Raw genomic sequence first — 19,270 nt, forward strand, 5'->3', positions numbered from 1 at the left:
TGAAGACTATCTTCCAGAAATGTTGTTCGCCAGTTCATGGGAGTCGCTACAGGTTGCGGGAAATTTCCCAGGATGACGTGGCTCTAATCTGTCAGAGAAATCCTTTTTCACTACTTTTGGCCCTGAGCAACCGCCGTGCCGTCTCAGTCGCTCAGTGTTTGTGCCTGTGATGGATATCGGGAAAGTGCGGATGACTGTGTTTAATGGGCGCGTGGTCGTGTAAATGGCTATGAGGTTGAGTGCCGTCCCACTCAAAGGCATGTTCATGTTGATGGTGCTCATCATGAATATGCGGATGGTCATGTGTTTGCGGATCGTGTTGGTGTTCGTGAGAATGGCTCTCGGTCAGGTGTATCCAGACGCCAACCCCCATCAAGCCTGCAGCCACCAAAAACACCCACGTCACTGCTTCGCCTAACAACAGGATTGAAATAGCGGCCCCCAAGAACGGTGCTGTAGAGAAGTACGCACCTGTGCGCGCTGTTCCAAGCCCCCGCAAAGCCAAAACGAATAGCACCAGGCTAACGCCATATCCTAAAAAGCCTACGAGTAGCGTTGGCCCCAGTAGAGACCATTCAGGGAGATGCATGCCAAGCGCAATCCCTAAAGCACAGTTGACGACCCCGGCGACCAATCCTTTGATGCCTGCGATGAACAATGCATCCGATGCGGAAACCTTCCGGGTAAGGTTGTTATCGATGGCCCAACAAAAACATGCAATGGCTACTGCGACCGGGCCAATCCAACCATGGATCTGTGCGGAAGTTTGAGGCCAGCCCAAGAGAATGCCGCCGGCAACGATTGCGATCATTCCAGCGACGATCCGCCGGTCGGCGTTCTCCTTGAACACCATCCAGGCAAGCAGGGCGGTTAACACCGCCTCAAGGTTTAGCAACAGCGAAGCAGTGGTAGCTGATGTGAGGGTAAGGCCGAACATTAGAGACACCGGCCCCAGCACGCCGCCGAACGCGATAGCGCCAACGAGCCATGGCCATTCGGATATTGATAAGCCGACAGGCTGCCAGCCGCGATCACGGATCAGCCTGGTGACTGTTAGGCCCAAGCCGCTTCCCAGGTAAAGCAAGCCTGCGAGCAAGACGGGTGAGACATTCAGCCCCAGGACCTTGGCAAGCGGTGTGCTGGCACCAAACAGCGCTGCAGCCCCCAAGGCGTATGAAACGCTTTTGTTCATCATCTTTTCCGTAGCAAAAGGTATTGTTGAGAAACACGATACCCGCCACGCATGGATAGTGCATTGAATCGCATCGGGTGGCTGAAAAACTGGCGGGGCCCCTGAAGAATACCTGAGCGCGCGGGGGCGCAAATCCGCGAGATCTTGGTAGCGACAGTTTCTACAGCTTATGACCTCTTACTTTGTTCCTTTGAAGGCTCGAATTTTACCCTCGACAAGCGCTACCCTTTCTTGCTTTTTTACGCTCATCTTACGGGCAAGAGATGCGAAAAATTAAGGACTCTCCAGAGGTTCGGGTATGAAACCCTGTTCTCTCAGAGACTTGATTACACCTCGGATCAGGTAATTGTTTGAAAACCCGATTGTGTACTGTCTGGCTCCAGGATTAAGTGGAAGGAGCATTCCTTGATCGACAAGCTTTTTGATCAGATACGTTCTTTGATTGCTCGACTGATTGGGAAGTACGGCTGCCACATCGGCCGACTTCACGACTTTCGATTTTATTGCAATCGACAGCACCGACTCTTCTGTCTCGGTGATCCACTTTCTCTCCCTTGCAAAGGCGACGGCAGGAACGAGAATGTACTTGGTGAGATAGGAGTATTTAGTAAGGCGATCTACCTTTTCTAGCTCGTCGCGAATGCCTTCAAGCACATATGTACACCACGCCTCCAAGCCTTCCTTTGTACCTTTGTCGGCAGTGGCAAGCATTGAGTAATATCGTTCACGGTCGTTGCAAAACACGGCTGTAGGATTCAATACCCTTCCTCCTGTGCTCACGTTGAATCCGTATTTCATTAGGAGAGCATAGGTGAGCAGCCTTACCACCCGGCCATTGCCGTTACCAAAGGGGTATATCCATCCAAGTCTGTGATGTGCCAGTGCAACCTTCATGAGGTCATATTTTGGAGAGTCTTCGCGATTCACGAACTCCACCAGTTCCTGCATATAAGCTTGGACCTGGATGAAATCGGGAGGCAGGTGCTCAGATTGGGATATGCGAACGGCTCCACCGCGGTAAGCTCCAGGCGTTTTGTCACCCTCTCTCTGCAGATCATTCACGGTCATTGCGTGCAACTCTCTGATTGTCTGCTCTGTCAGAGGGACGCCGAGCTCCATGACCTGTTCGATGTAATCCATCGCTTTTTCAATGTTGGCCACTTCGCGCAATTGATCTGTATCTTGCGCCGTGCCTTCCACCTTGCTCTCTATGTAATCAGCCAGGGTCGTATGATTGCCCTCGATACGAGCAGAGCCAAGGCTTTCAAGAGTGTGAAAAAGCGATTTGAGCTGATAGAACACCTGCGGAGGTGTGTCACCCTCAAGCCTCAGACGCCTTAGGTGCTCTAGCTCGCTCAGGACATCAACTAGATCAGAGTCGAAGGATGGATTGAGAAGCTCAAGGTCGTGATGGATAAACGTAGGCATATGGAAGAATATCTCAAAACGGCCGAAAAATTATCTTGAAGGAATCCCGGGAAACGCCCGTAATTAACGGTCTACGCTTAGCATACGCTAAACATTATCTTAAATTCGGCTGTGCGCTAAGTGAAGTCGGGCGAAAAATTAAGTGAGATATCTCGTTGGTTGGCGGGGGTTCAGCGATTCTTGAGCAGTTTCACTTCCCTGACCTCCGATGCTCAAGCGTTCAGAACATCTCTACCCGCTCAAATCCAAAAAAGGCACCTGCGATATTCTCGTCAGGTGCCTTTTTGTGTTGGGGTAGCGGCATTTTCCTATGCTGGCTTCGTTATAACGCCGAAGCCTGCATCTGTAACCTTCGCCCCACCACATCCAGCAAATCGCAACCATCGCGCAACGAAGTCACCAACACCCGCGCCAGCTCACTGTGAACGCCTTCGCTTACAGCGAAGCTCTCCAGCAATTGAGTCGCGGTGCGGATGCGGTAGGCCGCCGTCTCATGCAGCACATCCAGCGGCGCTTCGGTGTCGATCAGCAGCGACGCGATAGTGCAGTCGATGCCGGTGATCGGCATGTATCGATCCATGACAAAACCTCCATTCGATCAACGAGCGTGATCACTCAGTGGCAGACGGGCGTGACCGCCGGCAGGGGAGAGTCGAGGTTATCCAGTGCTCGATTGATCAACATCTCGGCCAGCACGGCCAATTGCTGCATCGCCAATGCCACGTTGCGATGCGAACCTTCGAGCTGGTCGGCCAGATCGGTGGTCATGACGTTCAGGGAGGCCAGGGTTTCGCTGGCGTGAGCGAGCAGGGTGGGTGTGTCGACGTCGGGGAGGATGGTGAAAACATGGCTCACGGGATCGGGCTGTTTCGGGTTGCGCAAGCGGGCGCTGACGGCGCGTTGGGTGGCTTTGGAGAGTTGGGTCAGGTCGAGGGTTTCGGGTTCTGAAGGGATATCGGTTTCTGGAGGGTTGGGGGTGATCTTCTTCATGGTGGAGCTCCTGCGTTGTTTGGAGGAGCTGCCAACACCCTGCTGTCAAACAGTATTGGGTGGCAGCTGTACGCGGGTTGACAGACCGGAAACGCAGGAAACCGGTGCATCCGAAGATGCCCCTCGCACAGCCGCCATGAAAAAGCTGCATGCGCGTAAGCATGCCGTTTTATCAGGAAGAGTGGAAGTTTCCGGTTTCAGCCTGTCAAAGCCGATCGCTGATTTGCAGCGACACCTGAAGGCTATCCTCGACGAGCAGCGCCCGCTAGTTCATGGAAGGCGATACGTTTTGAGGGAAATTTCCTAGGACGGAGTGGGGTGTCAGCCAGAATTGTTTTTTTGAAGGAGGTTCTGGGTTTGTCGTGGCGTTTGAGGGGGGCGACGCTGAGCAGGGAGGGTGCCGATGAGTGTTTGGATGCCAAACCCCAGATGCAACAAAGCCCGCACTTGGCGGGCTTTGTTGGCTTCGATTGGGCCGGGGGGATTTGAATTCTCCGGCTAACCCTTTGATTTTAAGAGTTTTAGCGTAGAAACTGTCATATTCCTATCATTCTACGGGCAGGTTAACCGTGATCGTAGAGTGTGTATGCCCGATCTACCCAAAGAACGTGGAAAATTCTGCCGAATCGAAACCCGACCATCGGAGCCTTTCCGATGGCCCGAAATGCTATCAGATGTACATCCTCTGTGACGACTGCTGGAACAGGCGCCTTGAGGGATGTGCGGGCGATGATTTCGTAGCCCAACCCGTGCCTAGGAGCCTGTCTAAGCTGTTGCCAAGTGAGCTGGCTCAAGCTGCGAAGCTTGCCCAGAACACCGCCGCGCTCTTCGGCTGAGCAGTCACTGACGCAGTAGCCTTGCTGCAAATATTCAAACGAGAAAATCGGAGGCTTTAGGTCGGGATTGTCGACCTGCTCGGTACGCTCCTTCAGCATCTGACTTTGCTTTGGTGCTCTGTCCCTGAGTCGTCCCATGAGCCTGCTCCCTTTTTATTTGACTAAATCCTTGAAGAAAACTTGCATCTCGTCTTTTGGAATCTCAAGGTTCAAAGCGCCAGCCTTGAAGTTGTTCTTCCAGGGAGCCTCTTCATGGGTCATTTCTCGTAGTCGCCACGCAGAATATTGACCATAGATCTGTTGAACCTCATTCAGTAGGTCAATTTGCTCCGCGGAGAAAACTTCTGCGTCGAAGTCGGTAGGGAAGGGGATGCTTCCACTTCCATGATGCTTATAGTGATGATAAACCGATGGCACCACTGGGCCATGAGTCCATGCTTCGATTTTTTCGTCAAAAAGGGGGCTGCCAAAGACTGCGAGGTGAAACCCCTGTGCGTAATAGACGAGCTTTTGAAGCTTCAGGTTAGACACAAGATCGCCTGCATCTTCATTCGCTTGAGCGAGGAAAAATTTCGCCGCGTCGATAGAGCTGGGCATATGACCTCCAAGTCAAAGTCCTGTGAATACGCATGTATAGCATGCGAAAGCTAAACGGTCGCTGATTATCCGCTTGACTTGGAAGAAGTCAATTGACCTCCGTCTGGTTTGTGCCAGAGCCTTTCAGCCTTCGATCCCGCCCCGATGTCAGCAGTCGGCATCCATCGCCCGTGGACCCTAGCAATCATCGTCCAGTCGGTATGCCCCATCTGCTTGGCTACCCACATTGGATGCTCTCCTGCGGACCTTTCCAGGCCATACCGCTGCATTGAGTCACCGGGCACTTCTTCGATCCACTGCTTCAATAAAGGGCTCTACCTCTGCCGTGGTGTACCTGTTGGCATCATAGACAAAATAGAGATAGCCCTGGTTTGTGACGTTCAAATAGGACTTCGTCGCGTGGATGCCTTCGTAGACGGAAAGCACCTTTATCACTCGGTCACAATATGGAACGGCGGACGATAAGGTTCCCTCTATCACCGCATATCCATGCAGCCGGACAGAATCGGCGGCGTTGTACACGTTTTCAGACTGCTGAAAAATCCGCGTCATGCGCTCTCCTGATGTGGTGGCGAAGTCGATTTTAATGGTTTAAGGACTGCTTGGAGTGGCTGCTTCAGATGGAGCGCTATCAGTTTCTCGGAGCGGAGACCCGTGGCTTCAGATCTAGGGACAGCTTCTCACTTCCCTTTCGGAAAAGCTTCGCCAGACCCTCAAGCCAATTTGCAACTGCGTCGGCAGCGGCTGGCCGGCTTTCTGGTTCCCAAGACATCACATACTCTTCGAGTAGATCCTGGAAATCCACGCCCGTGCCAGCTTGATGTAAGAGGTTGAGCAGTGGCGAGTGATCCGGGAGACCGCTCCCAATTGCGGCGTCCACAATATTCGTCGTGTCTATGCAGATAAAAGGACGCACGCCCTCTTCATCCGCGAGCTGGTCGGGAACTTCAAGCGTGACGCCGATCTTTCCGGAAAGCATGGCCATTCCTTTGGTGATGAGGTAGGTGGCAGCCCGCGCCAACGCTGTCATTAAGCTAGCATAACCGAGCCAAAACCACCCATTCAGGCACAAAAAAGGCACTTGCGATAATCGCTAAGTGCCTAATTTTTAATGTTTATTTTGTGGGTTTGGGTAATTTGAATCTGGTCGGTATGCTATTGATTAATAGCATTCGCGACAGTGCTTCATGAGCGCGTTGCATCTGGGCTGTCTACGGAAGGAATGGCAAATAGATGCTCGGCGGCAAAGTCCACGAATACGCGGATTTTCGGTGAAAGATGGCGACTGGACGGCCACAACGCCCAGAACTGCCCTTGATCTTCGCTGTGACCGTCGAGCACCGTTTCCAGGCGCCCCTGGGCGATAGCTTCGCGCGCCAGGAAGTCCGGGACAAATGCGATACCGTGCCCATCCACCACGGCCATCAGCATGGCTTCCATGTTGTTTAATGTCAGGGCGGTTGGCAGGCGCAACTGCGTGAACTGGGGGGCCGAGGACATACTCCAGTCCATTATTTTACCCGTCGTGACAAATCGGTAACGCAAGCATTCGTGATGCTCAAGGTCACTGATAGTGACGGGCCGTCCCTTACGCTGCAAATAGTCAGGCGATGCGCACAGGACAAACTTAAAAGGCCCCAACTTGCGGGCCATCAGCTTGGAGTCGACCTGGCCGCCGCTGCGAATCACTACGTCAAAGCCTTCATCGATCACATCCACCAACTGGTCGTTGAAGTCCAGTTCCAGCTCAATCTCCGGATAGGTTTTGCGGAACCGCGCCATATGGGGCAAGAGAAAGCGATAACCGATGGTGGGCAAGCTGACGCGTAACTTTCCACGGGGTTCCTGTGTGGCATGGGAAAGCATCGCCCGGGCATCTTGAAGATCGTCGAGGATCTTTCGGCAGCGTTCATAGAACAACTGTCCCTCCGCTGTCAGGCTGACTTTGCGGGTGCTGCGGTGCAATAACCGCACATTCAGCGAAGCCTCGAGTTTGGCGACGTTTTTGCCCACGGCCGAGGCAGAAATCCCCAACGCCCTGGCGGCGCTGATGAAACTGAGCGCCTCGGCGGTTTTTACGAATGAGATCACACCACTAAGACTGTCCACAAATCGATTACATCCTTTTGGTTCACTATAAGTGGAATAAAAGCCCATTTATCTTCGATTGTATCCTAACTAGAGTGTGTGAACGATTGCGCGCCTCGGCCTGGATAGCACGGATACTTCATAGACATGCAGGGAATGACTTAATGAACTCAGCTACAGAACCGCTGCCGGTCCATGGCCGGCACTCCATCTTGGCTGCAATTTGCCTGGCAGCCTTGGTATTGCCCATGAGTTTTACCGGCGGGGCAGTGGCCACGCCGTTCATTGGTCAAACCTTTGATGCCCATCCCACGGAACTGGCCTGGATCACTAACGCCTTCATGCTCAGCTTCGGCAGCCTGCTGATGGCGGCCGGCACCCTCGCGGACCTTTACGGACGCAAGCGTCTGTTCATGTGCGGCATAGCGTTGTTCGCACTGGTATCGATCCTGTTGGCAGCGGTTCCCGATATTATCTGGCTGGACCTGTTGCGTGGCGTGCAGGGCATTGCCGCGGCAGCAGCCCTGGCCAGCGGTTCGGCGGCACTGGCGCAGGAGTTTGATGGGCATGCCAGAACTCGTGCTTTCAGCCTTCTGGGCACCACTTTCGGGGTTGGCCTGGCCTTCGGTCCGTTGTTATCGGGGTTGCTGATCGAGTACTTGGGCTGGCGCGCAATTTTCCTTTGCACGGCCCTGCTTGCCATCCTTTCCTTGATATTTGCCCTGCCGAAAATGCGCGAAAGCCGTGACCCGCAAGCACAGCGTCTGGATACGCCCGGCGTGCTGACGTTTTCCGGCCTGTTGATCACGTTCACCACGGCGGTGATCCTGGCACCTGAGCAAGGCTGGGGCTCGCCGGTCATCCATGCACTGCTTGGAACGTCGGCGGTCTTTTTGCTGCTGTTCATCATTGTTGAAAATCGTGCGAAACATCCGATGCTGGAACTGGGGCTATTTCTGTTTCCGCGCTTTGTCGGTGTACAGATCCTGCCGATCGGCACCTGCTATTGCTATATCGTCTTGATCGTATTGCTGCCGTTTCGGTTTATCGGTGTGGAAGGTGCCAGCGCTTTTGAAGCGGGGTTGATGATGTTGGCACTTTCCGCCCCGATGCTGATTGTCCCCATGATTGCCGCATCGCTGACTCGCTGGTTGTCGGCGGGCGTACTTTGCGCAATTGGCTTCGTGATCGCAGCGGCCGGGCTCTACTGGCTGAGTACGATCCCGGTCGGCGCGCACGGGCAGATCATCGCGGCCATGCTGCTGACCGGTATCGGTACAGGCTTGCCCTGGGGCTTGATGGATGGTTTGTCGATCAGCGTGATCCCCAAGGAACGGGCGGGGATGGCCGCCGGTATTTTCAACACGACGCGGGTGGCCAGCGAAGGTGTCGCCCTGGCAATCACTGTTGCGGTGCTGACGGCTCTGGTCGCACACCATCTGAGCATCAGTGACTCGGTCAAACTGTCCGCTGTTGACTATTCTACTATCGCGCAACGCCTGGTGATGGGGGATATCCAGCACGCGAGTACCGACGCCAGCCAAATCCCGTTGACGATGCTGCGCTCAGCCTATACCGCAGGATTCAACACCTTGTTGCAACTGCTGGCGATGTTCACGCTGTTCACGGCCGCCGTGGTCTTTCTATTCCTGGGACGCCAAAGCGAAGTCGGCGCCGAATCCGCGCCCGATGTCGTCCGTTTCTCATCGGATACCTGAAAGCTGCTTTGGAGCCATGCCTGATGTCGCCCAGCACACACTTTACGCCGCTGATTCTGGCGAGCATTGCCCTACTGTGCGGTTTGTCGGTGGCCAATGTTTACTTCAACCAGGCACTGCTGCCGGTCTTCGCCGATGCCCTGAACGCTGATGCCGGGCAAACCAGCTGGATCGCCACTGCATCGCAGATGGGCTATGCCTTAGGGATGTTGCTGATCGTCCCGTTGGGCGACAGAGTGGCGCCCTTGCGACTGTGTCGCGTACTGCTGGTGTGGACCGCCGTCCTGTTATTGCTGGCAAGTCAGGCCACCCAGCTTTCATTCCTGGCAGGCGCCAGTTTCTTGCTCTGCATGGCCACCTGCATCCCGCAGGTGTTACTCCCCTACCTGGCCGGGCTGGCTACTGCCGGCGAACGCAGTCGCGTCATTGCCTGGGTACAAACGGGGTTGGTCACCGGAATCCTGCTGTCCCGGGCCATTGCCGGATGGTTGGCCGATCACCTCGGCTGGCAGTCGGTCTATTGGGTGGCGGCTTCTGCCATGGTCCTGTGTGCTCTGGCGCTGCCGAGCATTCTGCCCCGGCGCCATACACCTGGGGTGTCCGTTGCCTACGGTAGATTATTGAGCTCGATGCTGCATCTGTTCTGGCATGAGCCGCTGCTGCGCCTGTCCTGCGCCCTGGGCGCAGCAGTCTTTGCCGCGTTCAGCGCGTTCTGGTCGGTAATCGCTTTTAAACTGATGGCGCCGCCCTACAGCATGAACGCCGCCGATGTCGGGTTGTTCAGCTTGTGGGGCGCCCTCGCCACCTTGCTGACTCCCGCGGCCGGTAAACTGTGTGAACGTTTCGGCACAGTCGCTATCAGCCTTGCCTCTATCTTGCTCTGTGGCCTGAGCTTCGCCTTGTCGATCGCGTGGTCCAACACCTTTATGGTGATGCTGGCGTGCGCCAACCTGCTCAGCTTCGCCTTGCAACTGGGTCAGGTGGCCAACCAGACGCGTATTTTTTCTCTGAGGCCGGAAAGTCGCAGCCGTTTGAACACGGTGTATATGGTCTGCAATTTTTGTGGCGGAGCGTTCGGCAGTGCCATGGGAGGGTATCTCTGGCAGCGTTTCGGATGGACCGGATGCGCCTTATTGGGATTGCTGTGCGCCGTATTGGCGATGGTCGCCTTGTTGGCGATTCTTAGACCGCGCCCCAAACAACTTTCCGCCATTTAACCATTGAATGACTGAGCGGCCACATTCGTAACTTGCTATTCCCTTCCTGCACTGACTAGTTGTATTGGTTAGCCACATCAATACAACTACCTTCGCCCTTCCTGATTCCTCCCTTCGTTCAAGTCGCCCACTCGTGTCTCTATCAACTCATTGGCCTTTCGCGCAATGACGTATTTAGCATGATCGGACCTTGGACTTATAGTTCAGACAGTTGAGCCTAAAACGCTCAACCGCTTTGAAATACTCTGAAATACAATTGCCCGCAGCAAACAGATTTTCCGGAAAAACCAGACAGACTCCAACTTGGCAGAAAGATCAGGGCGTTCCTTAGTTCCCTGGGCTTCTTTTAATCTCTCAAACAAGGAGTCTTCGATGACTGTCATCGACTCTGAAAAAGTGTGTGTTTTCATACCCTTCGCCGGGGGCAGCGGCTTGTCCTTTGAAACACTGCGGCGTGCCGTAGGCACTTACATGCCCGTGATGGGTGTCACTTACAAAGGCCGCTATCAAAAGAATGTGACGCAGGCGCCAGATACTGTCGATGCAATGGCGAACGAAGTCATTGCACTTATCGACAACCTGGCGGCGCGCGAGGTCATTATTTTTGGCTATAGCCTTGGTGCCATCGTTGCTTACGAAGTTGCTCGTCGCCAACATGAGTTTGGCCCGCGACTGATCAATCTGGTGGTTGCAGCCTGTCGTGCTCCGCACATTTTTAATTGCGCGCAGGTGACACTCGACGATTCTGAAGAAGTGTTTATTCAAACGGTTTCCAAGTTTGGTGCCATTCCGGATTTCATGTTCAAGCACTCGGCGGCGAAGAACCGCATGCTGCCTTCCCTTATCAAAGACTTCCAGGCCGCCGCCTTGTATCGCCACGTTCCCGGTGACCCGCTGGACGTTCCCATGATGGTTCTGGGCGGTAGCGAAGACCCATTTGCACCGCTCCAGGATGTTATTGCCTGGAAGGAGCATAGCCACAATTTTGTCCGTCTGGAGTTTTTTGAGGGAAACCATTTTTTCCTCACCCAGCATATTCCTGCCATCACCCAAATGATTACCGAGCCTGTTAGCCCGGCAGCACTCCTGCCTGTTTCATCCCGATACCTGGATACATCAGCACGCATATAAAGGTGAAAAAATGGAAGAGCTCAGTGTTTCAAATAGCGTTTCTTCGTGCCCGTTTTCTGGACTTTCCTCGCTCAACGCGGAACAGCAGGAATCGCCCAGGCATTACATTGTGGTGGGGGATCGAATCAAAAGTCAGTGCAGTGACAATATGTTTATTTCGGTGACTGCTGCAGAAGAAATGGTGACCAAACTTGATAGGGACGAAAAGTTGACCTTGCATGTCGGCCAAGGCATTACCGACGAGCAACTCAATACCCTGTATGGGTTCAAGGCGGCCCTGTCGCCGACCTTGAATATCCTTCCAGTGGATCGCCGCTCTCGTGCTTCCTCAACCGCCACTCACAAGTTGAAGAGCCATAACATTGCCATCTCCGCGCCGTGCGAAAACGGCAACGGCACTTACTCGGCCTCGCTGATGATAGACGATGCGAATGCCGAACTAAGCGACCACCTTACCGGTCAGCATGTTTCCGGAATGATGGTCATCGAAGCCGCCCGCCAAATGACCATCGCCGTTGCAGAAGCTTATTACGTGACACCGGCAGCCAAAGGCAAAGTCAACTTTGTCACCAACAAGATGGACGTTACGTATATGGACTTCCTGTTGCCGATACACACGGAAATCCTGTGCGTTCCCATTGAGTTACGCCGCTCTGGTGCCTCGAATTTTCGTTTTAGCTGCCGCCTTGAGTTTAAGCAACAAGGCCAGTGCCTGGTGGTACTCGGCTTTGAACTATCGGTGATCGACTCGCGCTACTTTCAACTCAAGGAAGCGCAACTTCTTCACCAATTCGTCAAGCGTCTCGCCTGATCCACTTTGAGAGGAATCCCTTATGAAAGAGCAAATTCTCGGCATCATTTATAACGCGATTGAAAATGAAAACCACAGTCTCGCCCAGCCCATTAGCCTGGAAAAAGGCGAAAACACCGCCCTCTATGGTGTCGGCGGCGTCCTCGATTCGATGAGCCTGGTGTCCATCGTGATTGACGTCGAGCAGATGATCGAGGAGCAACTGGGGGTCAAGATGACGCTGGTCAACGACAGCGCCATGTCCCCCAAGCGCAGCCCGTTCCAGTCGGTAAACACCTTCGCCAACTACATTCTCGAGCTGAATGCACAGGTGTCTCATGGCCGATAACACGCCTGTCACGCTTATTACGGGGACGCGCAAGGGCATCGGCAGGCATCTTGCCGAGTACTACCTTGGCCAGGGGCATCGTGTGATCGGCTGTAGCCGTTCGTCCAGCGATCTGAGCCATCCGGGTTATGACCACTTTATCGCCGATGTGGCCGATGAACAGGCCATCAGCGAACTGATGAGGCACGTGCGCGGCACCTGCGGTCGGCTTGATCACCTGATCAACAATGCCGGGATCGCCAGCATGAACCACTCGCTGCTGACGCCCTACAAGACCGCGCAAAACATCATGCAAACCAATGTGCTGGGCACTTTCCTGCTCAGCCGGGAGGCGGCAAAGCTCATGCGAGCGGGGCGCCAGGGACGCATTGTGAATTTTTCCACAGTGGCCAAACCGTTGAAGCTGGAAGGCGAAGCACTGTATGCCGCGTCCAAAGCCGCCGTGGAAACCCTGACCTGTGTGATGGCCAAGGAGCTGGCCAGCTTTGGCATCACGGTTAATGCCGTGGGCCCTACACCGATCGATACCGATCTGACGCGAGTCATCCCTGCACAAAAAATGAAAGACCTGCTGGCGCAACAATCGCTGAAGCGCTTCGGTACGTTCGACGATGTGACCAATGTGACGGATTTTTTCCTTTCACCGCGCAGCAATTTCATTACCGGCCAAGTCGTGTATCTCGGCGGCCTCTAACTCACGTTCTCTTGCAAAAGGACTTCACCATGAACCTGGACGCCATCAAGAAAGAACTGGCAGAACTTCTGGAACTGCGCGAATCGGAACTTCAAGTTGATGTATTGCTGCACCCCCTGAGCAATTGGGATTCATTGACCAAGGTCACGCTGCTGGGTGTGTTGAATGACCAGTTCGGTTTCGCCTTGAGCCCTACTGTGCTCGATGAGGTTGAAACCATGGGTGAGCTGTTCGATGCCATCCAGGCCGATGCGGCTGACGCTCGCGTCAGTGAACCCTCATGAACGCGTCTATCGATGGGGTGTCGATCCGCGCGCTGTCGGCCGCAATCCCCCAAGACGTGATGACCCTGGCCGACTTCGCCACGTTGTTTGGTGAAAAAGAAGTGCAGCGGATCGCCAAGAGCACCGGCATCCATCAAGTGCGGGTGGCCAATCGGCTGTCGACGGTGGATCTGTGCGCCGCTGCTGCCCGGGCGTTGTTCGACGCTGCGGACATCGATCCCGCCAGCATCGATGGCCTGGTGGTCGTGACGCAAACGCCCGACAGCCTGATGCCTGCCAGCAGTGCAATCCTGGCTGATCGCCTGGGGTTGAAGAAAGCGCTTGCAGCCTTCGACCTCAATTTTGGCTGTTCCGGCTACATCTATGGCCTGTTTCAGGCGGCCATGCTGATCAAGGCCGGCGGCTGTCGCAGAGTACTGGTGTGTACCGGCGATGTGATCAGCAAATTGCTCAGCCCTGAAGACCGGCACGTGCGGCTGGTCTTCGGCGATGCCGCGACCTGCACACTGCTGGAAGGCGGCGATCAGGCACTCGGGTTTGCGTTCAATACCGATGGCGCCGGCGCGCAATACCTCAACACAGCGCTGGATTACACACCCAGCGCCACCAGCCGGGTACAGGCCGCCGGGCTGCATATGGACGGCGGCCAAGTGATGAACTTTGCCCTGGAGAAAGTGCCGTCGGCGATCAACGCCTTCATTCGCGACCAAGGCATCGACCCTGAGCGTGTGCCGTTCTTCCTGCTGCACCAGGCCAACAAATTCATGCTCGATTACCTGGCCAAAAAGCTCGGCGTTGCGCCGGCCAAGGTCCCCATCGAAGTGGCTGACGTGGGCAACACCGGCCCCTCGTCGATCCCGCTGATGATCTGCAAGCGGCACGGCCGCGAAGACTTGCGGCAGGACAACCTGATTGCCTGTGGTTTTGGCGTCGGGCTGTCGATCGGCATTGCCCATTTATCGCTGCGCGATGCTCACATCATTGCTCCCGTAGAAGTACCTGCCCTCCCTAACTGACCTGACAATCAAGGAAAGATGACCATGACTATCCAAGCAATCTGGTTCGACTTCGGCGGCGTGCTGTCGCCTTCCATCGACGAGCTGTACCGCGTCTACCAGGAAAATACCGGCATCAGTCGCAGCCAGATGGAAGCCGCCATGCATGCCGTGGCCAAGCCGCTGAATGTGCAATTCCAGGCGCCCATCGAGCTGGCAATGATGACTCAGGTCGAATGGGGGCAGGGCATGAGCAAGGCATTGTCCGAGCTGTATCCGGGCATTGATTTGAGCCGTTGCGATTTCGATAACCATGGCGAGCAGTGGTTTTCCCCGCACAACGTCAACGAACACATGTTCGAGCTTTTCCATGAAGTGAAAGCGGCCGGCCTGAAGGCGTGCATCCTCACCAACAATGTAGTGGAGTGGGAAACGCCGTGGCGGCGCATGGTGGGCCTGGATGATGTCGCTGACAGCATCGTCGATTCCTGCAAGGTAAAACTGCGCAAACCAGACCCGCAAATCTTTGCGTTGGCGGCCGACCAGATCGGCGTACCTGCCGCCGGTTGCGTGCTGATCGACGATGTCGAAGAAAACTGCGAAGCCGCGCGAGCCGCCGGTTGGCACGCCATTTTATTTGTCGACAGCCTCGAGACTCAGCATGCCGTGCGTGCACTCATTGGCGCGGCACAACCCCGCGCACAGGCAGGTGCCCGATGAATATGCGCATCCATCCCAGCGTGCTGGATATCCCCAACCTCGACGCAGCGCCCTATTACCAAACCGTGGGCTGGCAGGGTCAATTGCCGCAAATCAGGTTGCCCAGCGGCCACGTCGCCACTCACCTGACCGGATACGCCGATTGCAAGGCGTTTCTGGCCGACCCGAGCATCAGTCGAACCCTGTGTAACATCGAAAACGGCCCGACCTTTCTCCCCGGCCCGACTCAGCCGGAACTGTTGCTCAATCTGGACAACCCGGCTCACATGCGTTCCCGCGCGACCGTCGCGCGTGCTTTCAGCAAGCGTGGCCTGGAAAGCGTGCGCCAACACGTGACCACTGTGACCGTCGACAGCATCGAGCAGATGCGCAAAGGCGTGACGCCGCCGGACCTGTTTGCCTCGGTGCTGGAGCGCCTGACTTCATCGACGGTGTGTCACATCCTCGGCATCCCCGAAGAGGACCGGCTGCTGTTCCGGCCCTGGAGCCAGATGATTCAATCGGCGCCACCGGACGATATCGTCGGCATCGAAGCAGCGGTCAACGCCAGTTTCGATTACATGATGGACTTCGTGCAGGGCCGCAGGGAGGCGCATCCGGACGGCTTTATTCGCCAATATGTCGACCAGCGTCACACCCTGGAAGACCCACTGAGCGACCGGGAGTTTGTCGGCGTGCTGCTGGGTATTCTGCTTGGGGGCGACCATAACGCCCTGAGCGTGATGACTAAAAGTCTCTATACCTTGCTGTGTGCGCCATCGCTCTGGCAGCACGTCCGGGAAAACCCCGATCGAGCGCCGCAATTGATCGAAGAGCTCATTCGGCTGATTCCCATCGGCAAGTTATCGGCGTTCCCTCGGATGACCACCCAGGCCCTGCAAACCAGCCGCGGCGTGATTGCGGCGAACACCACGGTGTACGCCAACGTGTTCCTCGCCAATCGCGACCCCAGCGTGTTCAACGCACCGCTGCTGATCAATCCCGACCGCCAGGACAAGGCCGCGCATATGCAATTCGGCCATGGCATCCACAGCTGCATGGGCCCGGCGCTAGCGCGCCTGGAAATAGCCACCGTGCTGTCGACCCTGGTACAGGCATTGCCCGACCTGGAACTGGCATGTGACCCGGCGTCGATCCGCTGGATCAACGGTACGGTACTGCGCCGCCCCGACGAACTGCCCGTGCGTTTCTGATGCCATTTCAATCAAGGGAATAAGCCATGATCTTTAAACCGCTGATAAACGGATTTGCGCAGTTTTCGAACCAGATCTTTCTGAATGACCCTGAACAGTCCTACACCTACGCCCAGTTGAGCGACGAGATCGGTGTTCAACTGGACTGGCTGGCCGCCAATGGCGTGCCCAGGCAAGCGGTAGTTTTCATGAGCGGCGACTTTTCGTTCGCGGGCATCGCGCTATTCCTGGCGCTGTACCAGAACGGCCACATCATTGCCCTCAACACCGCTGAAAACCCGGCGGAAATTCAAAACAAGCAGGCGGCGGCAAACCCTGAGTTTGTGATCGATATCGATACCCGTCAGATCCGGCCATGCGTCCGTGCTCAAGCTCCGGAAAACCCGATGATCGGCGAGCTTAAAAAACAGGGGCATGCCGGCCTGATTCTATTCAGCAGTGGCACCACCGGCACACCCAAGGCGATGTTGCATGACCTTGACCGACTGGTGGGCGAGTTTTCCGAAAAACGATCTCGTCGCCTCGATATCTTTCTGTTTTTACTGTTCGATCATATCGGCGGCATCAATACGCTGTTGAACATACTTTCCATTGGCGGAACGGCAACGATCTCGGCCAGCAAAACCCCGGACACCGTTGCCCGCCTGATTGAAAAACACCGCATTACCGTGTTGCCGACCTCGCCGACATTCTTGAACCTGATGCTGATCAACCAGGTGTTCGACACCTGCAACCTCAGCAGCTTGCGCATGATTACCTACGGCACGGAGCCGATGCCGGAGAGTTTGTTGCTCAAACTGCGCGAGCGCCTGCCACGGGTAAAATTTCTGCAGACCTTCGGCACCAGCGAGACGGGCATTATCAACACCAGCTCGTTGTCGTCCGATAGCCTGTATATGCGCTTTCAGGAAGGCTCGAGTGAACACAAAATCGTCGATGGTGAGCTCTGGCTGCGCAGTGCGACTCAAGTCATGGGCTACCTTAACCACTCGATGGACAGCTTCACCGACGATGGCTGGTTCAAGACCGGCGACCTGGTGGAGGTCAATGCCGATGGTTACCTGAAAATCCTCGGTCGCAGCAAAGAGATCATTAACGTCGGTGGCGAGAAGGTCTACCCCGCGGAAGTTGAATCCGTGCTGCTTCGCCATCCGCAAGTGCGTGATTGCAAGGCGTACGGAGAGGCCAATGGCTTGACCGGGCAATTCGTCGCTGCGCACATCGTCCTGGATAGCGACTATGGGGACTCGACGGCGACGGTGCTGCGTGATATCCGGCACTTTGCCCGGCGGCTGATGGACGCCTATAAGGTGCCGGTACGCTTGAAGTCGGTGGAGGCTATCCAGTATTCGACGCGTTTCAAAAAGCTGCTGATCGACTGAGTCTGTGGCGTGCCCTGAAGGAGCGATCAGCCGCCTTCAGGGCTGCTCATCAGTTGCGCTTCACCGAGAAAATCAATGAACGCGCGGGTCTTGGGTGACAGCAAGCGGCTTGGCGACCAGACAATCCAGAAATCCCCCTCCAGGCTCAATTCGGGCAACACCCTGATCAATTCGTGGCTGGCCAGGTATTCCTGAATGACGAAGTCAGGCAGGTAGGCCAGGCCCAGGCCATTACGGCACGCTGCCAGGACCGCTTCCACGCTGTTCATGACCACCGTGGTTTCCAGGCTGATCTTGACGGTGTCGCCATTGACCTTCAGCCACCAGGGCTGAAGTTTGCCGTTCGAGGGAAATTTATAGGCGATGCCTTTGTAGTGCTGGAGATCCTCGACGCTCTTTGCTGTGCCGTGGCGCTGCAGGTAGTCGGGCGCTGCGCACAAGACAAACCTGAACGTGCAGATTCTTTTCGCCGCGAGGCTGGAATCGGGCAGTTCGCCGCTTCGGATCACGGCATCAAAGGCTTCATCGACCACATCGACCAGTCGGTCGCTGAAGTCCAGATCCAGTTCGATTTCCGGATAGCGCTGGTAAAACTCGCGCAAGATACCTGAGATCAGACGATAGCCCACAGCCGGCAAACTGATTCGCAGACGCCCTCTGGGGCGGGTCTTGGAGTGGGAAAGCGCGGCCTCGGCATCCTGCAATTGCTGGAGCAAGGTCCGGCAACGACCAAAAAAATCCAGGCCTTCGCTGGTCAGGCTGATTTGCCTGGTACTACGGTGGAACAAGCGCACGCCAATCCGCTCTTCAAGACGGCTGACACTTTTTCCTACTGCAGAAGACGAGATGCCCAGCGCTCTGCCCGCCAGGGTAAAACTTTGATTTTCCGCTGCCCGCACAAAAGCAATCAACCCGCTCAGATTATCCATATTCCGTGTCCGCCCACTTATTGGGGAGGGGGTCGATAGCAGACCTATTGAGGCTTCAGAATTCGACAGGTCAAAAGAGAGGCATCGCTGCTTTATTCTTGGGAATTAAACAGCACTTCTCCCGCCTATTCGTCGATTTCGGAGTCTGACGTGACGCCACAGAGAGAGCAACCATTTTGTCTGTGGAGCGGTGAGTCGATAGTAATACCGGGTAGCGTTACCAGATTTCAGGCACAAAAAAAGACGTCCGTGGACGTCTTTAGATGATGAAGTGGTGGAGCCGGGGGGATTTGAACCCCCGTCCGCCAGTACTCCGCTGTCGGTACTACATGCGTAGCCGTGTCTATTAAGTTAACCCTCAGCGACCCGACGGGCAGGGTGCTTTGGGCGAGTTGTGTAAGTTTTAGCCGCTTCGTCCACAACGTACTGCACGGCGATTCTGTTCTATATGACAATCATTTTGGGTTTACAGACATCCCCTGATGATTGCTGGCACCGAAGTAGCCAGAAGTGCATGTCAGCTGCAATTAAGCAGCGAGAGCAGCACCGTATTGGTCGTCATTGGCAACTATAAGTAGTTGCAACAGTGGATTTACGAGTTCTGTTACCAACTCGGCATGCACCTAAAGTTTCGCAACCGGCGTCGAATCCTAAACGGCCCCGAACCTGCTGTGCGTAACCAGCAGGTAAGCGCAGTGTACGCCAATGCGCGTGGCGAGTCGACCTCCTGTCCTTAC

At 55.3% G+C, this 19,270-nt stretch carries 21 protein-coding genes, 1 other RNA gene and 1 pseudogene; 11 read left to right on the top strand and 12 right to left on the bottom strand.

The features are described 5' to 3' along the window. Positions 1 to 151: 151 nt before the first annotated feature. The 10 genes and pseudogenes from PMI21_RS26780 to PMI21_RS26740 form a co-directional block, all read right to left on the bottom strand. Entirely contained in the window at positions 152 to 1,192 is a 1,041-nt protein-coding gene (locus tag PMI21_RS26780) for an EamA family transporter (RefSeq protein ID WP_007933446.1), read from the bottom strand. A 273-nt stretch (positions 1,193 to 1,465) separates the two neighbouring features. Then, positions 1,466 to 2,620 (bottom strand): Fic family protein, encoded by a 1,155-nt coding sequence (locus PMI21_RS26775; protein ID WP_007933448.1) that lies wholly within the window; start codon positions 2,618 to 2,620, stop codon positions 1,466 to 1,468. A 322-nt stretch (positions 2,621 to 2,942) separates the two neighbouring features. Continuing rightward, on the bottom strand, positions 2,943 to 3,200 hold the full coding sequence (locus PMI21_RS26770) for a hypothetical protein (RefSeq protein WP_007933450.1): 258 nt from the start codon (positions 3,198 to 3,200) through the stop codon (positions 2,943 to 2,945). Positions 3,201 to 3,235: 35 nt separating this feature from the next. After that, positions 3,236 to 3,610 carry a DUF6124 family protein gene (locus PMI21_RS26765; RefSeq protein WP_007933451.1) on the bottom strand — a complete coding sequence of 125 codons (375 nt, stop codon included), beginning with the start codon at positions 3,608 to 3,610 and terminating at the stop codon, positions 3,236 to 3,238. A gap of 563 nt (positions 3,611 to 4,173) precedes the next feature. Beyond that, entirely contained in the window at positions 4,174 to 4,584 is a 411-nt protein-coding gene (locus PMI21_RS26760) for a hypothetical protein (RefSeq protein ID WP_007933453.1), read from the bottom strand. A gap of 15 nt (positions 4,585 to 4,599) precedes the next feature. Beyond that, a complete protein-coding gene (locus PMI21_RS26755; RefSeq protein WP_007933455.1) occupies positions 4,600 to 5,043 on the bottom strand; it encodes a Panacea domain-containing protein in 444 nt (147 codons plus the stop codon). A 65-nt stretch (positions 5,044 to 5,108) separates the two neighbouring features. Further along, positions 5,109 to 5,288 (bottom strand): annotated as a pseudogene (locus tag PMI21_RS29800) (site-specific integrase); the annotation flags it as partial. 28 nt (positions 5,289 to 5,316) lie between these two features. Continuing rightward, a complete protein-coding gene (locus PMI21_RS26750; protein WP_007933457.1) occupies positions 5,317 to 5,595 on the bottom strand; it encodes a hypothetical protein in 279 nt (92 codons plus the stop codon). Between the two features lie 79 nt (positions 5,596 to 5,674). Continuing rightward, positions 5,675 to 6,022 carry a hypothetical protein gene (locus tag PMI21_RS26745; protein ID WP_007933458.1) on the bottom strand — a complete coding sequence of 116 codons (348 nt, stop codon included), beginning with the start codon at positions 6,020 to 6,022 and terminating at the stop codon, positions 5,675 to 5,677. Positions 6,023 to 6,228: 206 nt separating this feature from the next. Further along, positions 6,229 to 7,200: a LysR family transcriptional regulator gene (locus tag PMI21_RS26740; protein ID WP_050550110.1), complete on the bottom strand. Its 972-nt coding sequence runs from the start codon at positions 7,198 to 7,200 to the stop codon at positions 6,229 to 6,231. A 95-nt stretch (positions 7,201 to 7,295) separates the two neighbouring features. Between PMI21_RS26740 and PMI21_RS26735 the strand changes: the two genes are divergently transcribed. From PMI21_RS26735 to PMI21_RS26690, 11 genes are all read left to right on the top strand, one after another. Then, complete coding sequence (locus PMI21_RS26735; protein ID WP_007933460.1) at positions 7,296 to 8,849, top strand: MFS transporter; 1,554 nt, start codon at positions 7,296 to 7,298, stop codon at positions 8,847 to 8,849. Between the two features lie 23 nt (positions 8,850 to 8,872). Continuing rightward, positions 8,873 to 10,066, top strand: a complete 1,194-nt coding sequence (locus PMI21_RS26730; RefSeq protein ID WP_007933462.1) for an MFS transporter — start codon at positions 8,873 to 8,875, stop codon at positions 10,064 to 10,066. A 372-nt stretch (positions 10,067 to 10,438) separates the two neighbouring features. After that, positions 10,439 to 11,197: a thioesterase II family protein gene (locus tag PMI21_RS26725; RefSeq protein ID WP_007933464.1), complete on the top strand. Its 759-nt coding sequence runs from the start codon at positions 10,439 to 10,441 to the stop codon at positions 11,195 to 11,197. 10 nt (positions 11,198 to 11,207) lie between these two features. Beyond that, positions 11,208 to 12,008, top strand: a complete 801-nt coding sequence (locus tag PMI21_RS28415) for an AfsA-related hotdog domain-containing protein (RefSeq protein ID WP_007933466.1) — start codon at positions 11,208 to 11,210, stop codon at positions 12,006 to 12,008. A 22-nt stretch (positions 12,009 to 12,030) separates the two neighbouring features. Beyond that, positions 12,031 to 12,336: a hypothetical protein gene (locus PMI21_RS26720; RefSeq protein WP_007933468.1), complete on the top strand. Its 306-nt coding sequence runs from the start codon at positions 12,031 to 12,033 to the stop codon at positions 12,334 to 12,336. Further along, entirely contained in the window at positions 12,326 to 13,030 is a 705-nt protein-coding gene (locus tag PMI21_RS26715) for an SDR family NAD(P)-dependent oxidoreductase (protein ID WP_007933470.1), read from the top strand. Before PMI21_RS26720 ends, PMI21_RS26715 begins: the two co-directional genes overlap by 11 nt. Before the next feature lie 29 nt (positions 13,031 to 13,059). Then, positions 13,060 to 13,314, top strand: a complete 255-nt coding sequence (locus tag PMI21_RS26710; RefSeq protein WP_007933472.1) for a phosphopantetheine-binding protein — start codon at positions 13,060 to 13,062, stop codon at positions 13,312 to 13,314. Then, positions 13,311 to 14,330, top strand: coding sequence for a 3-oxoacyl-ACP synthase III family protein (locus tag PMI21_RS26705; protein WP_007933474.1), 1,020 nt, complete (start codon positions 13,311 to 13,313; stop codon positions 14,328 to 14,330). The genes PMI21_RS26710 and PMI21_RS26705 overlap by 4 nt, the downstream gene beginning before the upstream one ends. 24 nt (positions 14,331 to 14,354) lie before the next feature. Continuing rightward, positions 14,355 to 15,029: an HAD family hydrolase gene (locus tag PMI21_RS26700; RefSeq protein ID WP_007933476.1), complete on the top strand. Its 675-nt coding sequence runs from the start codon at positions 14,355 to 14,357 to the stop codon at positions 15,027 to 15,029. Beyond that, the gene (locus PMI21_RS26695) at positions 15,026 to 16,222 is read left to right on the top strand and encodes a cytochrome P450 (RefSeq protein ID WP_007933478.1); all 1,197 of its coding nucleotides are present in this window, start codon (positions 15,026 to 15,028) and stop codon (positions 16,220 to 16,222) included. Before PMI21_RS26700 ends, PMI21_RS26695 begins: the two co-directional genes overlap by 4 nt. Positions 16,223 to 16,248: 26 nt before the next feature. Beyond that, positions 16,249 to 17,604: an ANL family adenylate-forming protein gene (locus PMI21_RS26690; RefSeq protein ID WP_007933481.1), complete on the top strand. Its 1,356-nt coding sequence runs from the start codon at positions 16,249 to 16,251 to the stop codon at positions 17,602 to 17,604. Between the two features lie 26 nt (positions 17,605 to 17,630). Here PMI21_RS26690 and PMI21_RS26685 read toward each other — a convergent pair whose 3' ends face one another. Both PMI21_RS26685 and ssrA read right to left on the bottom strand, forming a co-directional pair. Beyond that, positions 17,631 to 18,533, bottom strand: a complete 903-nt coding sequence (locus PMI21_RS26685; RefSeq protein WP_007933482.1) for a LysR family transcriptional regulator — start codon at positions 18,531 to 18,533, stop codon at positions 17,631 to 17,633. A 272-nt stretch (positions 18,534 to 18,805) separates the two neighbouring features. Continuing rightward, positions 18,806 to 19,195, bottom strand: a transfer-messenger RNA (tmRNA) gene (gene ssrA / locus PMI21_RS28515). Between the last annotated feature and the right edge of the window lie 75 nt (positions 19,196 to 19,270).

The organism is Pseudomonas sp. GM18 (genome assembly GCF_000282195.1).
In the GTDB taxonomy this organism is placed as follows: domain Bacteria; phylum Pseudomonadota; class Gammaproteobacteria; order Pseudomonadales; family Pseudomonadaceae; genus Aquipseudomonas.

Excerpts from the sequence above, each read along its gene's own strand:
- PMI21_RS26710 (WP_007933472.1), top strand. The coding sequence starts at position 13,060 with ATGAACCTGGACGCCATCAAGAAAGAACTGGCAGAACTTCTGGAACTG.
- PMI21_RS26685 (WP_007933482.1), bottom strand. The coding sequence starts at position 18,533 with ATGGATAATCTGAGCGGGTTGATTGCTTTTGTGCGGGCAGCGGAAAAT.
- PMI21_RS26725 (WP_007933464.1), top strand. The coding sequence starts at position 10,439 with ATGACTGTCATCGACTCTGAAAAAGTGTGTGTTTTCATACCCTTCGCC.
- PMI21_RS26720 (WP_007933468.1), top strand. The coding sequence starts at position 12,031 with ATGAAAGAGCAAATTCTCGGCATCATTTATAACGCGATTGAAAATGAA.
- PMI21_RS26715 (WP_007933470.1), top strand. The coding sequence starts at position 12,326 with ATGGCCGATAACACGCCTGTCACGCTTATTACGGGGACGCGCAAGGGC.
- PMI21_RS26780 (WP_007933446.1), bottom strand. The coding sequence starts at position 1,192 with ATGAACAAAAGCGTTTCATACGCCTTGGGGGCTGCAGCGCTGTTTGGT.
- PMI21_RS26770 (WP_007933450.1), bottom strand. The coding sequence starts at position 3,200 with ATGGATCGATACATGCCGATCACCGGCATCGACTGCACTATCGCGTCG.
- PMI21_RS26700 (WP_007933476.1), top strand. The coding sequence starts at position 14,355 with ATGACTATCCAAGCAATCTGGTTCGACTTCGGCGGCGTGCTGTCGCCT.
- PMI21_RS26705 (WP_007933474.1), top strand. The coding sequence starts at position 13,311 with ATGAACGCGTCTATCGATGGGGTGTCGATCCGCGCGCTGTCGGCCGCA.
- PMI21_RS26735 (WP_007933460.1), top strand. The coding sequence starts at position 7,296 with ATGAACTCAGCTACAGAACCGCTGCCGGTCCATGGCCGGCACTCCATC.
- PMI21_RS26740 (WP_050550110.1), bottom strand. The coding sequence starts at position 7,200 with ATGGGCTTTTATTCCACTTATAGTGAACCAAAAGGATGTAATCGATTT.
- PMI21_RS26695 (WP_007933478.1), top strand. The coding sequence starts at position 15,026 with ATGAATATGCGCATCCATCCCAGCGTGCTGGATATCCCCAACCTCGAC.
- PMI21_RS26765 (WP_007933451.1), bottom strand. The coding sequence starts at position 3,610 with ATGAAGAAGATCACCCCCAACCCTCCAGAAACCGATATCCCTTCAGAA.
- PMI21_RS26755 (WP_007933455.1), bottom strand. The coding sequence starts at position 5,043 with ATGCCCAGCTCTATCGACGCGGCGAAATTTTTCCTCGCTCAAGCGAAT.
- PMI21_RS26745 (WP_007933458.1), bottom strand. The coding sequence starts at position 6,022 with ATGCTTTCCGGAAAGATCGGCGTCACGCTTGAAGTTCCCGACCAGCTC.
- PMI21_RS26690 (WP_007933481.1), top strand. The coding sequence starts at position 16,249 with ATGATCTTTAAACCGCTGATAAACGGATTTGCGCAGTTTTCGAACCAG.
- PMI21_RS28415 (WP_007933466.1), top strand. The coding sequence starts at position 11,208 with ATGGAAGAGCTCAGTGTTTCAAATAGCGTTTCTTCGTGCCCGTTTTCT.
- PMI21_RS26775 (WP_007933448.1), bottom strand. The coding sequence starts at position 2,620 with ATGCCTACGTTTATCCATCACGACCTTGAGCTTCTCAATCCATCCTTC.
- PMI21_RS26750 (WP_007933457.1), bottom strand. The coding sequence starts at position 5,595 with ATGACGCGGATTTTTCAGCAGTCTGAAAACGTGTACAACGCCGCCGAT.
- PMI21_RS26730 (WP_007933462.1), top strand. The coding sequence starts at position 8,873 with ATGTCGCCCAGCACACACTTTACGCCGCTGATTCTGGCGAGCATTGCC.
- PMI21_RS26760 (WP_007933453.1), bottom strand. The coding sequence starts at position 4,584 with ATGGGACGACTCAGGGACAGAGCACCAAAGCAAAGTCAGATGCTGAAG.